Raw genomic sequence first — 14445 nt, forward strand, 5'->3', positions numbered from 1 at the left:
GCCCCGAAACACGGGGTCCGACTTCGAGGGGAACGCCGGTGATCAACCACGTCTGGATGACGCGTCTCGACGACGACCTGTACGACGGCCTGGGATCAGCTGTCGACCTGGTCGCGCTCCAGCAGAAGACGCAGATCCTCGGCCTCAGGTGCTCCGAGCCTGCCGAACAGGTCGTAGGCGCGTTCGAGGCAGCCCCGGCCACGCTCGACCTCGCCGAGCCCGTTGAGCGCGGTGCCTAACACCGACAGGGCCTGCGCCTCGCCGTACGGGTGACCGATCTCCCGGCTCACGGTGAGCGCCTGCTCCGCGTGACGGGCCGCGTCGGTGAAACGGCCCGCGTTGATGAACGTCTCGGCGAGCCGGGAGCAGACCCGCTGTTCCCAGACTCGTTGCCTGCTGGCCCTGAAGAAGGCGAGGCACTCGGCGTGGTGGTGGACCGCCTCGTTCAGCCGGCCGACCCGCGACAGGATCATCCCCAGGTGGTAGCGAGCCCTCGCGGTGCCCGCGCTGGAGCCCATCTCGATGAACAGGGCGAGCCCCTGCTCGGCGGCGGCGATCGCCTCCTTCGGCTGCTTCAGGAACAGGTGGTCGCGGGCGGAGTAGCTGAGCGTCAGCGCCTCCCCGCCCCGTGCCCCGACCTCTCTGAACGCCTCGCGCGCCGAGTCGAACCAGGCCAGGGCCTCCGCGTGGCGGCGCCGGCGCCCGGCCACGACGGCGAGCGCGTTGAGCGTCTCGCCGGTGACGATGCGATCGCCTCCGGCCGACAGCTCCAGCGCCGTACGGAATTCCTCCTCCGCCTCGGCGAGCCGGTTCGCGCCGAACAGCACCCGCCCGAGCACGTAGCGGCAGCGCAGCTCGCTGGAGACGGCGCCGAGCCGCCGCGCGACGGCCAGCATCTCCCTCGTCCGGCCCTCGAACTCGCGGGCGTGGCTCCCCGACTCCAGCAGCGGCTCCATCGCGAGCAGCAGGTCGGCCCCCGGCAGCAGCTCGTCGGCCTCGTCCGCGCAGGTCACCTGGGCGATCGACGCGAACAGCGACTCCGCCTCCACCGACAGCCAGGCCACCGCCTCGTCGGCGGAGGCGAAGACGTGACCGGTCCCCGTGACTCCCAGCAGGTCGGCCATCGTGCTGCCCTCGTAGGCGAGGCGGTGCGCCGAGCGCGCGGACGCCAGGTAGAAGTCGAGCAGCCGGCGCAGCGCCGCCTCGCTCTCCCCGCCGACGGTCACGCTCACACCGGTTCCGCGCCGCTCGCCCCGCCTCGTCTCGCCCGCGGCGCAGCTCTCCTCGGCCGCGTTCTCGGTCCGTTCCGCGACGCGGCGGGCGAAGAGTTTGAGCAGGTCGTGGAAGCGGTAGCGGCCGGGGGCCGGGGCTTCGAGCAGGCTGGCGTCCACCAGGGACTCAAGGAGGTCCTCGGTGTCCATCGGGTCCAGCGCGAGCAACCCGGCGGCGGCCCCGATCGAGATGTCCGGGCCTCCCGGCAGGGAGAGCAGCCGGAACGCGCGGGCCTGGGCGGGGGTGAGCTGGCCGTACCCGAGGGCGAAGGTCGACTCCACCGCGAGGTTGCCCACGCGCATCTCGTCCAGGCGGCGGCGCTCGTCGGCGAGCCGGGGCACCAGGGAGGCGACCGTCCAGGAGGGTCTGGCCGCGAGGCGCGCCGCCACGATCCGCACCGCGAGCGGCAGGAAGCCGCAGGCGGCGACCACGTCCATGGTGGCGGCGCGCTCGGCCTCCACCCTCTCCACGCCGGCGACGATGCCGAACAGCGCGAGGGCCTCCTCCGGCTCCATGACGTCCAGGTCGATCAGCCTGGCCGAGGCCAGATCGGCGAGCTTGCCCCGGCTGGTCACGATCGCCGCGCACCCGGCGGAGCCGGGAAGCAACTCGCTCACCTGGTCGGCGTCGCGGGCGTTGTCGAGCAGCACGAGCATCCGACGGTCGGCGAGGAGCGAGCGGAACAGCGCGGACCGCTCGGCCAAGCCGTCGGGGATGGCGTCGGCGGGCAGGCCGAGCCCGCGCAGGAAGGCCGCGAGCACCGACTCGGGCGCGGTCGGCTCCTCGCCGTATCCGCGCAGGTCGGCGTAGAGCTGACCGTCGGGAAACAGGTCGTGCATCGCGTGGGCGACGTGTACGGCGAGGGCCGTCTTGCCCACGCCGCCGATACCGGAGATGGCCGCCACCGGCACACCCTCGGAGCCGCCACCGGACGACAGCAGCGCGCGGAGCCGCGCGATGATCTGGCGGCGGCCGGTGAAGTCGTTCACGGCGGCAGGCAGCTGCGCCGGTCGCGGCAGCTCCGGGGGCGTCGCCGTCGCCCTCGCGGGCTCCGGATCCGGCTCGGGGGTTTCCTGCGCGGACGGTGCCGTGACCTCGTCGGCTCCGGCGGCTCCGGCGGGGACGGGCCGGGTCGGCGTGAGGGCCGGGTCACCGGTGAGGATGCGCTGGTGCATGCTCGTCAGGTCGGAGCCCGGCTCGATGCCCAGCTCCTCGATCAGCGTGGCGCGGGTGTCGGCGAAGGCCGCGAGCGCCTCCGCGCTGCGCCCGCACCGGTGGTAGGCGAGCATCAGCTGGGCTCGGAGCCGCTCGCGCAGCGGGTGGTCGGCGGTGAGCGCGATCAGCTCGGACAGCACGTCGGCGTGCCTGCCCAGTTCCAGGTCGAGGTCCATCAGGACCTCGAGCACGCTCATCCGGCGCTCGGCGAGCCGTCCGCGCTGGTGCTCGGCGTACGGGCCGACGGCTCCGGCGAGCGGATCGCCGGTGTACAGCGCCAGACTCGCACGCAGGCTCTCCGCGGCCCGGGCCAGGGCGCCCTCGCGGCGCGCCGCCTCGGCCTCCTGGACACCGCGTTCGAAGAGGAGCAGGTCGAAGGAGTTGTCGTTCAGCCGCAGCGCGTAGCCTCTGCCGACGGAGGTGAGCAGCTCGGGACGGGTGCGCGGGGACCTGCCGGGCTCCAGCACCGTGCGCAGCCGGGAGACGTAGGTGCGCAGGGCGCCGAGCGCGCGGGGCGGGGCGTCGTCTCCCCAGATCGCGTCGATCATCTCGGCCGGAGTGATCGCCCGACCCTCCCTGAGCAGGAGCATCGCCAGGATGGAACGTTGCAGTGGGGTGCCCAGATCGAGCTCGGAGCCGTCGCGCCATGCCTGGACAGGACCGAGCACGGCGAACCGCAGTCCGTCTCCGCTGCCCTGAACAGCCATTTCCCGAATCTCCGCCCAAAGGAAAGTTTTATGGCCAAATGATAGATCCTCCGTCGCTTCCCTCGTAGGCGGAGGGTTGGTTGTTCGCCGGGACGTTGATTGCACGTCAATCGGCCGTTGAGCCCCGCGGCGGATGCTTGGCGCTGTCGGGCATGGCCCCATACGGGGGCGGCCGTGCCCGACATGTCAGCGGATTGCAGGCATGGATAAAGGCTCTGTAAGTGCGATGCAGGCATGCGCGCCTATCAATGAGCCATGGCTCCTGAAGAAAGAAAGGAGCCGCACCCCTCAAGGAGAGAACCATCATGCGCCGCTCGATCAGCAAACTTCTCGGTCTCGCCGCCGCCACCGCCGTTGTCGCGATCGGCGTTCCCGCCCTCGCCTCCCCCGCCTCCGCCGCCGCCACTCTCACCGCCTCAAGCGGCTACGACGCGGAGCCCTGGGGCTACTACTACTCCAAGTACTACGACGACTCCCGCGCCAAGGCGAGGGGGAGCGTGTGGGTCGACGGGGCCGACCGCCTCCACGTCCAGGGCAGGCTCTACGACAAGTACTCGCCGAGCCGGCTCTGCGGCTACGCCCAGTTCAAGTTCGAGAACCACGACGGCGACGAGGATTACACCTGGGCGCGCAAGTGCGGCACCAGCGGCTACCAGAACTTCCACTACGTCGCGGACGAGGTCGACAACCTGCAGGTCAGGGTCTGCTACTGGGACAGGCACCAGGCCAAGAAGACGCTGTGCGGTAAGTGGAACTACATCTACGAGGTCGACTCCGACGACGAGGAGTGACCCAGAGGTCTTCGGCGAACCCATCCGGTAGCCCGTACCGGTGGTATCCATATACCAGTGTCCTCCCCCGCCCGCGATCTCCGCTCGACCCGGTGGTCATGTGAGCCGCGACTCGCTACGGCACCGGACGAACACCAGGCCCGCCCGAAAATTCGGGCGGGCCTTTTGTTCCTTTAAGTGATCAAAGTGCTATTTGAAATGTTTTGCTCTGGTTATATAACTATGGCCTTTTCGGTCAACCGTTCTCCTCGTATTCCCGCACCTGTCAGGCGTCCGTCTCACGCGGCCTGGGCGAGGCCCATCCGCGCGTGCATCCGTTCTCGGACGACCGGCCATTCCGCGCTCAAGATCGAGTAGTACGCGGTATCTCGGACCGTGTCGTCGGCGCCTCGGCTCTCCGCCCGCCGCACACCGTCGAGGTGTGCGCCGAGGGCTTCGATGGCGGCCCGGGAGCGTACGTTCCGTATGTCGGCCTTGAGGGTTATGCGGTGGACCTGCCAGGTCTCGAAGGCGAGGGAGAGCATCAGATACTTGCTCTCGCGGTTGATACCGGTTCCCTGCGCGGAGGCGGAGAGCCAGGTGTAACCGATGTCCGCCACGGACGGGACATCGCCCACCGCCCCACGAGCGCCCGGCGGCCAGGGCATGGGCCCCTGCCAGTACTCCAGGTGCATGAGACGGGTGGCACCGACCACGCGATCGGTGTGAAGCCACCGGATGGCGAAGGGCATCGTGCGGCCCTCCGCCTGCTCAGCCAGAGCGGCCTCCACATAGGAGACCATCTCGTCCCGGCCATTGGGGACACGAGTGAAGGCATAGGTGGAACGGTCTTCACTCGCCGCGGCGACGAGGTCGTCGACGACCGCGAGGCTGAGCGGTTCCAGGCGCACGAGGCGCCCGGACAGGGTGACGAAAGCGGGCATGAGCACATCATGGGGGCTCCTCACCACGCCTGATGTCAAACAGTGCGAGACATCTTGGTGAGCATCGGGGGACGTCCGTGACGGGTGGGCCTCTCCACGGAGAAATCGCAGGTGGGAGCCGCTGAAACCCCGTGGAGAACCTGTCGCGGGAACCCTCCCGCGACGGGGTGCGATCATCCCGTCGCGGGAGCCGTGACGAGCGGGAGACGCACGTGGGAGCGGGATGCCTGACGCGTCGCGCGCAGGGCGGTCAGCGCCTCGCTCAGATCATCCAGCGAAGCCGAGATCCAGGGCAACTCCAGGGGGTCCGCGGCGTCGAGCGCGGCGAGCCGCAGCGACGTCGTCTCGCCGTACAGGAGGCTCGTCGCCACCCGCACCCGCAGGGCTTCGGGGTCGTCACCGAAGGCGTGGCCGGGAAGCACGCCGACACCGTGCCGGTCGAGCAGGTACGCGGCCAGGTCGGCGGAGGAGGCGAAGTCGAGCCCGGTGAAGTCGGGGTAGAGGTAGAAACCGCCCTGAGGCGCGTCCACCCGCACCCCCGCGCGGACGAACCGCTCGTACACCGCCCGCGCCACCGCGCCGTGCAGCTCACGGCTCCGGTCCACCCGTTCGACGAGCTCCGGCGGCTCGGTGTAGGCGTACGCCGCCGCCTGCTGGACCGGCGCGGCGGGACTGGACCAGATCTCGCTCGCCACCGCGAGGAGCCGGTCGCGCAGCAGCGGCGACGGGAGGCGGGCCACGCCGATCCGCCAACCGCCCAGGGCGAGGCTCTTGCTGAGCCCACTGGTGATCACGGTCCGCTCGGGGGCGACGTCGGCCGGGCTGAGGAAAGCGGTGGCCGGGGAGTGGACCAGGTCGCGGTAGATCTCGTCGGAGACGATCGTCAGATCGAGCTCGCGGGCGACCTCGGCGATCCGCCGGATCGTGGACGCCCTGGCCAGCGTGCCGGCGGGGTTGTCGGGAAGTGTGACCAGCAGCGAGCGCACGTCGCGCCCCTGGGCGCGGGCGCGCCTCACCGCCGCGGCCACACGCTCGGGGTCCGGCACCCCACCCTCGCCGTGGGGCGTCGGAACGAGCAGGGAACGCGCTCCGACCAGCTCGGTCTGGGCGGCGTAGCTGACCCAGCTCGGCATCGGCAGCACGATGTCGCCGCCGATCGCCAGCAGCAGGCCGTACAGCAGGGGCTTGCTTCCCGGACCACAGACCACCAGGTCGGGATCGGTGGGCAGGTGACGCCGTGACCAGTAACCGGCGGCCGCCTCGCGCAGCGCGGGCGCGCCGGCGACCGGTCCGTACCCGTTGAGGCCGGACGCCGCGATCAGCCGCTCGCGCAGGGCCGGATGAACGGGCAGGCCCGCCTCACCGAAGGCCAGGTGCAGCACGCGCTCACCTGCGCGCCGTCTTCGTTCGATGTCCTCGTTGGCCGCCAGGGTGGCGGAAAGGGTGACGCTCATCGCGGGGTCCTTACCTCGTCGCGGAACACCACGAAAACGCTACGGAGCGCGACAGAGCGCGGCAGAACGCAGCGGTACGTCGTGGTCGTCTGTGGAACGTTGTGGAACGTCTTCAAGCCTGCTGGGATGGACGGCATCAGGACAAGCTTCGGTTGTCGTGGGTGGGCGTAAGGAAAACTGATGCTTGATTTACGCAGGCTCGCGCTGATCTGTGAGTTCGCCCGTCGTGGCAGCATCGCGGCCACCGCGGCCTCCCTGGGCTACAGTCCTTCGGCGGTCTCTCAGCAACTCGCGGCGCTGGAGCGCCAGGCGGGAGCCGTGCTCATCGACAGGACCGCGAGGAGCGCGGAGCTGACCGACGCGGGGCGCCGCCTGGTCGAGCACGCCGAGCGCATCCTGGCCATGGTGGAGAGCGCGGAGTCGGACCTGTCGGCACAGGCCGCGACCCCGTCGGGGCGGGTCACCGTGACCGCCTTCCCGACCGCCGCGGTGGCCTTCGCGCCCGCGCTCGCCAGGACGCTACGACGGCACGACGAGCTCACCCTGCGGATGGGACAGGCCCGCTCGGGACGCGGCATGCGCGAGGTGCAGTCGGGCGAGGTGGACATCGCCCTGGTCGACGACTGGTACGGCCGGATGCGCGAGCCCGACACGATGCGGGTCTTCCCGCTGCTGCGCGACCCGCTGGTGCTCGTGGTGCCGCGCAGGCACAGGCTCGCCTCCCCCGACGTCCCCGTCGACCTGTGGGATCTGCGCGACGAGCCCTGGATGGCCACTCCGGACGGTGAGCCCTCCCGGCTGGCGGTGGACAGGCTGATGGCCGGCGTCGGCGGGCACCGGCCGGTGACCTGGGAGTTCGAAGGGCTGGGAACGATCATCGGCCTCGTCGCCAAGGGCATCGGCATCGCGGCCGTCCCCGCCCTGGCGCTGGCCGCGGGGGTCCGCGGCATCGCCGTCCGCCGGTTTCCCGGTCCGTCGATCGGCCGGGTCGTGTACGCCGTGGCTCGATCGTCCAGCGTCCACCGCCCCGCGGTGTCCGTCACCCTCAGGGCCGTCCACGTCGCCGCGCGACTCCTCGCCGCCGACCTGGAGGGGGTCGAGCCGGCGTCCAGGGAGGGGCCGGACTCCGAAGGTCTGTCCGGTGTGAGGCTCGGAGGTGATGCCTGACCGGACTTCGAGGGCCCGGGCGGGTGTGAGGTTCGGAGGTGATGCTTGACCGGGCTCCGAGGGCCCGGGCGGTGTGACGCTCGAAGGTGAGTCCCGATCAGGACGGTGTCTGATCGGGATGGTGTTCGAGCGAGACGGCTCCCGGAGGCTCGCGTCCCGGTAACGTCGGCACGTGCCTCCCACCTACGCCCTTGAGCGGTTGCTGAACGACGGCGGTTCCAAACTGGTCGCCGGGGTGGACGAGGTCGGGCGCGGAGCCTGGGCCGGTCCGGTGGCGGTCTGCGCCGTGGTCACCGACCTGTCGGAACCGCCCGCCGGACTCACCGACTCGAAACTGCTCACCCCCGCCCGCCGCTCCGCCATGGTCTCCGAGATCACCGCCTGGGCGGCCGGTATCGGGTACGGCGAGGCGTCCCACGAGGAGATCGACGAACTCGGGATGACCGAGGCCCTGCGCAGGGCGGCGAGGAGGGCGCTGGCCGGGCTTCCCGTCCGTCCCGACGTGGTCGTTCTGGACGGGAAGCATGACTATCTGGGCGCGCCCTGGCCGGTCAGGTGCGAGGTCAAGGGCGACCTCTCCTGCGTCTCCGTGGCCGCGGCCTCCGTGATCGCCAAGGTCCGGCGGGACACCTACATGGCCTCACTCGGTTTCGAGGAGTACGGGTTCGCCGACAACGCGGGATACCCCTCACCGGTTCACCAGGCGGCGCTCGCCTCCCTCGGCCCGACGGAGCATCACCGCCTTTCCTGGTCCTATCTGGACGACCTTCCCCGGTGGCGCCACCTCAAGAGGCATCGCAACCCGCTGGCCGGAGAGGGCCAACTCGGGCTTTTCGGATAGACGCCCCTTTATCTGGGGGCCTCCGGCCCGCCCGGTGACGTCCGGCCAGGGCCGGCCGCGACGAGATCGGTCCGGAGGCCGGGGATGAGACCGGGGAAGGCGGTCCGCCTCGGAACGAGGCCGTCAGCAGTCGACGAGCTCGGGCGACTGGTTGAGGATCTGCGACCTGGCGGTGACGAACTCCGCGTGGGCGCCGGTGGCGGTCGGGTCGAAGACGGCGACCCGGTGGCAGTTCTGGAAGGCGAGTCTCACCCCGAAGTGGCGCTCCAGGGCGCCGCGCATGGCGTCGCTGGCGAGAGCGCGCAGGAGTTGGCCGCGAGCGGCCTCGTCCGGCGGGGGCACCGTGTTGTCGGCGAACTCGGCACCGGTGTCCTCGCGCTCCTTGACCAGGCCGCTGATGAGCGACCAGGCGTAAGGAAGGGAGTCTCTGACACAGGTGACGAATGCCGCGTCGTCCACCTCACCGGCCTTGGCCTGGTCGAGAAGATCGTTCGAAACGGTCAGCGACATGCTGCGTTCTCCTCACAGAAGGGGATTCATCAGACACTAGGTCGGGCCTACCGATCGCTCCACCTAGCGGGAGAGCGACACTCGTGTGGGCCCGAAGACGAAGCCGGGGTCGATCTGGGCCGCCAGATCCTCGCCTGTCGCCCTGTTCGCCCAGGCCGTCGCGTTGCGGAGGTGGAACTGCACCGCCTGGCGTCCGAAACGGAACCAGTCTTTCTCCTGGCTGTCGAGACGGTCGAGAAGCGTGCCCAGGGCTTGGGAGTTGGCCGGTTCGAGGTCTTGGAGAGTGAAGGGGCGGCCCTGCTCCATCGCGCGGATCGCCGGGGAGTGCTCCAGGCAGACCAGCAGGTCGTCGCCGACCTGATCGCGGAGGAACGCCACGTCCCCGGGGCCGTGGATCTTGTTGCCCACCACCGCGATCGGCACGCCGTAGTCGGCGGCGTAGTCGCGGTACTGCCGGTAGACGCTCACGCCCTGGCGGGTCGGCTCGGCCACCAGGAAGGTCATGTCGAAACGGGTGAAAAGCCCCGAGGCGAAGGAGTCGGCCCCGGCCGTCATGTCGACCACGACGTACTCGCCCGCACCGTCGAGCAGGTGGTTGAGGTAGAGCTCCACGGCGCCGACCTTGGAGTGGTAACACGCCACCCCCAGGTCGTCCTCGCTGAACGGCCCGGTGACCATCAGCCGGGGCCCCTCCGGCGTGACGACGGAGAATCCGGTGTGGATCGGGTCGTCCTCGTCGAGTCGGAGCAGCCGCGAGCCGGAGCCCGGCGGGGTGGTCTTGACCATCGCGGCGGCCGAGGAGATGCGGGGATTGTCGCCTCGCAGGTATTCCTTGATCTCGGTCAGGTGCGAGCCCATCGGCCTGGGCAGCGCACTCTCGGCCAGCCCCAGTGCCATGCCCAGGTGCTGGTTGATGTCGGCGTCGACGGCGACCACGGGACCGCCCCGGCTCGCCACGTATCTCGCGAACAGCGCCGACAGGGTCGTTTTGCCGCTGCCGCCCTTACCGACGAATGCCACCCTCACAACAACGATCCAATCTGATTATGAAAATCATTTCAAGACCTCGGAGGGCCCATCATGCCACGACGGGCGGGGGCGTGTGACGCGTATCGCGAGGGAGAGGGGGAGGCGTGCTCGCCCGGTAAATGCCAATAAAGGTGATATCTCATGACAAATATCGGCGAAAGGTGTGAGGGGAAACGTCTGCCATGTCATGACCGGTGCCAAAGATCCGCTGTTACCGCTTCGCGGTCTCCTGTATGGACTCGACAACCGGCTTGGGGATCGGCGGGGCGGATGTTTGCCATCGGCGCCGATGAGATCCGGCCAGTCCGGGTATCCCCTCCCGAGTTGGTTGATCTTGACCCCCCGGTGAGATCGTGGACAAGGATCAGCAAGGGGCTCTGGTGGCACGTACCGGTACCTGGTCGCGTCGCGTTTCCGAACGGCGGGTTCCTGAACGGCGGTTCTCCGAGCGGCGGTCTCCCCGCGGGAGGTCTTCCCCGCGGGGGATCGGTGGATTCGCCGCGTGGAGTGTCGCGCTCGCGGTGCTCGTGACGCCGTCGCTCACTCTCGCCGCATCCCGGACCGGGGCGGCGGAGGTGTCCTCGCCGTCCGTCCGGGCGGAGGCCCCGGTTCCCCGGACGACGATGGACGGGAAGTCCTCGGCCGTGCGGGTCGTGGAGAAGAACGTGCGGGTCGCGAGGAAGAAGAGGGAACCCTCGTCCGTATCCGCGGGGAAGGAGAACGGGGTGTCTTCGCCCGCGTCCGTGACGGGAAGGCGGGCTCCCGTGTTCACGACGGGGAGGCGGACTCCCGTGTTCGTGACCGGAAGGCGGGCTCCCGCGTCCGTGGCGGGGAGGCGAAGCGCGCGAGGGGCCTTTGGCGGCGAGAGTCGTACGGCGAGGGTGGGAAAGCCGGAGATTAAGATCACCAAGACGGCCTCGCCCGTCCTCGCGAAACCCGGCCAGAAGGTCACCTACACCGTCGAGGTGCGCAACACCGGTGACATCGCCTACCCGGGCCTCACCTTCACCGACGACCTGTCGGGGCTGCTCGACGACGCGAGCTTCGGCCACGACCAGTCGGCCACGTCGGGCACGGTCTCCTTCGCCGAGCCCAGGGTGGCCTGGACCGGTGACGTGGCCGCCGGGCAGACGGTGACGGTCACCTACGGCGTCACGGTGAACGACCCCCCGGCGGGGGACCTACGTCTCTCCGGCGAACTGGTCGGGCCCGAGGGCTCCAACTGCGAGGCCGGGTCGGCCGATCGCGCCTGCGGAAACCTCGGCGGGATCGGCCTGCCGCTGCTGTACGTCCTCATGACCGCAGACAGCGAGACCGCCGACCCCGGCCAGACGGTCGCCTATACGATCACCGTCGGCAACGTCGGCAACGCCACCTATCCCGGTGCCACACTCACCGGGGAACTCTCCAGGGTCCTCGACGACGCGGTCTACAACGGCGACGCGCGGGCCACGAGCGGCACCCTCTCGTACGGCGCGCCGAAGCTGAACTGGGCCGGGGACATCCGGGTGGGCGAGACGGTCACGGTCACCTACAGCGTGACCGTCGGTACTTCCGCCACCGGGGACGGGGTGCTGGACAGCGCCGTCCAGGCCCTCGGGGGTGGGACGAACTGCCCGGACCCGGTGCCGTGGTCCGCGAGGCGTGCCGCGCCCGTCCCCGGTACGGGGCTCGGCTGCGCGCAGCGGGTCGCCGTACAGAGGACGACGGGCACCGGAACGCTCGGGCCCGAGGATCGCGAGGCGGACTCGGTTCCGGCTCCCGGCTCGGCACCCGCGCCCGAGTCGGACTCCGGGCCGGTGCCGCTTTCCGGGGCGGATTCCGCGCCGACGCGGGTACCCGGGTCGGACTCCGCGTCGGTGCCGGTTCCCGAGTCGGACTCCGGGCCGGCGTCGGTTCCCGAGTCGGATTCCGTTCCGGGTTCCGTGTCCGCGCCGGTTCCGGTTCCCGGCCGGGATCGGAAACCGGCGCCCGCGCGGGTGCCGGAGCCGGTCTCCGACCCGTCGTGCGTGCCGGGCCGGGGGCGATCCTTCTCGGTCCCCTGTCTCGCCGGTGGGCCTCGCGAGGTGTCGGCCGGCCCCTCGTTGCCGTTCACGGGTCCGCCGCTCGGGCCGGCCCTGGTGGGACTCCTGCTCTCCGGCCTCGGGCTGGCCCTGCGGCTGCGTACCCGGCCGGGGAGAACCTAGCCGGGTACGGGCCGTGGTCGGCGTAGAGGCCGGCGCGGACCTTGGCCGGGCGCTCGTCGCGCCGGATCAGACCGGTCGGCCCCGGCGACCGCGGCGGAACAGGAGCGCGGCGGTCGCCAGCCCGGCGGCGACGGCGGCGGCCAGCGAGACGGGCAGGACCCAGGCGGCCGTCTCCTCCGGTGGGGCCACGGTGTTGATGTCCGTGGCACAGGCGAGTACGGGGCCGGTGGCGCTCCTGCGAGCGCAGGCCGTCGTCGCCAGGTTCTGCACCGTCGCGCCGACCACCGCGCCCACCCGGGCGCTCACGTGGACGATCGTGTCCTTCTCCGGCGGGACGTTCACCGTCCACGCCACCTTGCCCTGCTCCACATGCCCTCCGGCGTCGGCCTTCACGAAGGTCATCGACGGCGGCAGGGTCTGCACCAGGAGGACGCGCTTCAACCGGTCGCCTCCCTGGTTGCTGAGACGGAGTGTGTAGGTGTTCTCCGCGCCGGGCGTGGTCTCCCTCGCTCCGTCGTCGAGGGAGATGGAGACCGAGGGGACCGGATCGGCCCAGGCGAGTGGCCATCCGACAGCGGGTGCGGCGATCGCGGCGAGCAGGCTCACGCTCGCCAGGTGGTGTTTCATCCTCTAACCTCCGTTGTCACACTAAGTAATCGCTCCATAACAGCATTCCGGCCCTCGTGGGCGCTCTCAACGCGCCGGACACGGCGCCGGGCCGTCATCCGTGAGGCCGTCGGTGTATCAGTTCGTTGGCCCTCGGTTCGCGGCCCTCGGTTCGCGGCCCTCGGTCCGCGATCCGCGGGTCAGCCGGTTCTTTGGTTCGTCGCCCTGCCGGTCCTGTGCTCCACCGGAGCGTTCGGGCCCAACGAGTTCTCCGGTCTCGGCCGGTTCGTCAGTGGCAGGCGGAATCGAGGACGACGGCCTTTGTCTCGGCTGTCTCCGCGTATTCGCCCGCCTTCTCCTGGTCTCCGGCCTGTGCGGCGGATACGGAGCGGGGCGGAGCGGGCGGCGCCGCCAGGGTGGCGGTGACCTCGCGCCTGATCAGGTGGTAGTCGGGTGCACCCGAGTAGATGAGCGGGGGGACGAACTGGAGACTCCTGATCCTGGAGTTCTTCACCTTCTCCGCCAGTTCGACCAGATCGGGCAGCAACTGCCGAGGTATGTCGGTGGAGATGGTGTCGACGGCGGCGGCGGCCAGTTTCTCGAAGCTCCTGAAGACCGTCACCGGGTCGGCCTGTTTGGCGACGGCGTTCAGCAGGCACTTCTGGCGGCCCATCCGCACGTAGTCGTCACTGTAGGTGCGGGATCTGCCGTACCAGAGCGCCTCCTCGCCCGAGAGTTTCCGTTTTCCCGCCTCGATCAGGCCCTCGTTCTGTCTGCCGTACACGATGGGATCCTTGATGCGGACCCGTACACCGCCCATCGCGTTGACGATTTCCACGAAGCCCCTCATGTCGACCATCGCGTAGTAGGGAATGTCGAGGCCGAGGATGCCGCCGATCGTTCTTTTCAGAAGCGTCGGGCCGCGGTGCCGCCTGCTCTGCCGGGGAACCATCTCGGGATAGTCCTCGGCGTACTGGTAGATCTCGTTGAGCATGCCCGGTGTGTACGGTGGCTCGCCCTGGAAACCGTAGGGAAAGCGCTCGCGGGCCGGGCCCGGCGGCATCGGGACGTTCTCCAGGTTCCTGGGCAGGCCGAACAGCACCGTGTCTCCGGTCCTGGGGTCGATGCTGGCCACGGTCATGCTGTCGGTGCGCACGCCGATCCGGTTGGCCGCCGCGTCCGCGCCGACGAGCAGGATGTTGAGCCGGTCCACGTCCTTCCACGGGTCCACCGGGATCGGCACGACGCTTTCCGCGAACACCGAGGTCACGACGCCGTGCGAGATGTAGGCCAGTTTGGCCGCGTAGATCATCGGAGCGACCACCAGCGCGCATATCACCCCGACGGCCGCGGCGGAGAGGTAGCGGGCCGCAGGCGACACCGTCTTCGGTCGCACCAGCAGGTGGGAGCGGATGGTCACGGCGACCGTCACGCCGGCGACCAGCATCGCGGTGAGGGCGAAGACCCAGAGCCAGGAGGGTTGTACGGCGAGGGAGAGCAGGGAGGGGCCGGCGGTCAGCACGGCGGTCGCGGCGGCCGCGGCGAGGATCAACTCGATGCCCATCAGGATGGCACCGGTCAGGCGGCGGCCCGCCCAGACGTGGGCCAGACCCCACAGAACGGCTGAGCCCAGTGTCAGTGCCAGGCTCGATCCGACGCCTGTTCGCCCCGTATTGCCTGCCATAGCCGTGACATCTCCCGTCCGTCAGACCAATACGTCGCAGGTTAGTAACGGTTTTCGGGT

The 14445-nt window shown here is 70.1% G+C and carries 11 protein-coding genes; 4 read left to right on the plus strand and 7 right to left on the minus strand.

Annotated elements, in window-relative coordinates:
• Window positions 1–95 precede the first annotated feature (95 nt).
• On the minus strand, window positions 96–3194 hold the full coding sequence (locus tag ACFY3D_RS37235) for a BTAD domain-containing putative transcriptional regulator (RefSeq protein WP_389988937.1): 3099 nt from the start codon (window positions 3192–3194) through the stop codon (window positions 96–98).
• 305 nt (window positions 3195–3499) lie between these two features.
• Between ACFY3D_RS37235 and ACFY3D_RS37240 the strand changes: the two genes are divergently transcribed.
• Complete coding sequence (locus ACFY3D_RS37240; RefSeq protein WP_389988939.1) at window positions 3500–3985, plus strand: hypothetical protein; 486 nt, start codon at window positions 3500–3502, stop codon at window positions 3983–3985.
• A gap of 278 nt (window positions 3986–4263) precedes the next feature.
• Here the strand turns inward: ACFY3D_RS37240 and ACFY3D_RS37245 are convergent, their stop codons facing one another.
• Window positions 4264–4908: a GNAT family N-acetyltransferase gene (locus tag ACFY3D_RS37245; RefSeq protein WP_389988941.1), complete on the minus strand. Its 645-nt coding sequence runs from the start codon at window positions 4906–4908 to the stop codon at window positions 4264–4266.
• Between the two features lie 173 nt (window positions 4909–5081).
• A complete protein-coding gene (locus ACFY3D_RS37250) occupies window positions 5082–6362 on the minus strand; it encodes a pyridoxal phosphate-dependent aminotransferase (protein WP_389988943.1) in 1281 nt (426 codons plus the stop codon).
• A 180-nt stretch (window positions 6363–6542) separates the two neighbouring features.
• Here ACFY3D_RS37250 and ACFY3D_RS37255 point away from each other — a divergent pair, with 180 nt between their 5' ends.
• Together ACFY3D_RS37255 and ACFY3D_RS37260 are read left to right on the plus strand one after the other, a co-directional pair.
• A complete protein-coding gene (locus ACFY3D_RS37255) occupies window positions 6543–7529 on the plus strand; it encodes a LysR family transcriptional regulator (protein WP_389988945.1) in 987 nt (328 codons plus the stop codon).
• A 172-nt stretch (window positions 7530–7701) separates the two neighbouring features.
• Window positions 7702–8370: a ribonuclease HII gene (locus ACFY3D_RS37260; protein WP_350941754.1), complete on the plus strand. Its 669-nt coding sequence runs from the start codon at window positions 7702–7704 to the stop codon at window positions 8368–8370.
• Window positions 8371–8493: 123 nt separating this feature from the next.
• On the opposite strand, the gene ACFY3D_RS37265 is transcribed toward ACFY3D_RS37260, so the two are convergent.
• Both ACFY3D_RS37265 and ACFY3D_RS37270 read right to left on the minus strand, forming a co-directional pair.
• Entirely contained in the window at window positions 8494–8880 is a 387-nt protein-coding gene (locus ACFY3D_RS37265) for an SCO5389 family protein (RefSeq protein WP_350941753.1), read from the minus strand.
• Window positions 8881–8943: 63 nt separating this feature from the next.
• On the minus strand, window positions 8944–9906 hold the full coding sequence (locus tag ACFY3D_RS37270; RefSeq protein WP_389988947.1) for an ATP-binding protein: 963 nt from the start codon (window positions 9904–9906) through the stop codon (window positions 8944–8946).
• A gap of 884 nt (window positions 9907–10790) precedes the next feature.
• Between ACFY3D_RS37270 and ACFY3D_RS37275 the strand changes: the two genes are divergently transcribed.
• Window positions 10791–12095: a hypothetical protein gene (locus tag ACFY3D_RS37275; RefSeq protein WP_389988949.1), complete on the plus strand. Its 1305-nt coding sequence runs from the start codon at window positions 10791–10793 to the stop codon at window positions 12093–12095.
• Window positions 12096–12161: 66 nt separating this feature from the next.
• Here the strand turns inward: ACFY3D_RS37275 and ACFY3D_RS37280 are convergent, their stop codons facing one another.
• Window positions 12162–12722 (minus strand): hypothetical protein, encoded by a 561-nt coding sequence (locus ACFY3D_RS37280; protein ID WP_389988951.1) that lies wholly within the window; start codon window positions 12720–12722, stop codon window positions 12162–12164.
• A 268-nt stretch (window positions 12723–12990) separates the two neighbouring features.
• Window positions 12991–14385 (minus strand): LCP family protein, encoded by a 1395-nt coding sequence (locus ACFY3D_RS37285; protein WP_389988953.1) that lies wholly within the window; start codon window positions 14383–14385, stop codon window positions 12991–12993.
• Window positions 14386–14445: the final 60 nt, after the last annotated feature.

It is taken from the genome of Streptosporangium sp. NPDC000509, from assembly GCF_042898365.1.
Lineage (GTDB): Bacteria > Actinomycetota > Actinomycetes > Streptosporangiales > Streptosporangiaceae > Streptosporangium.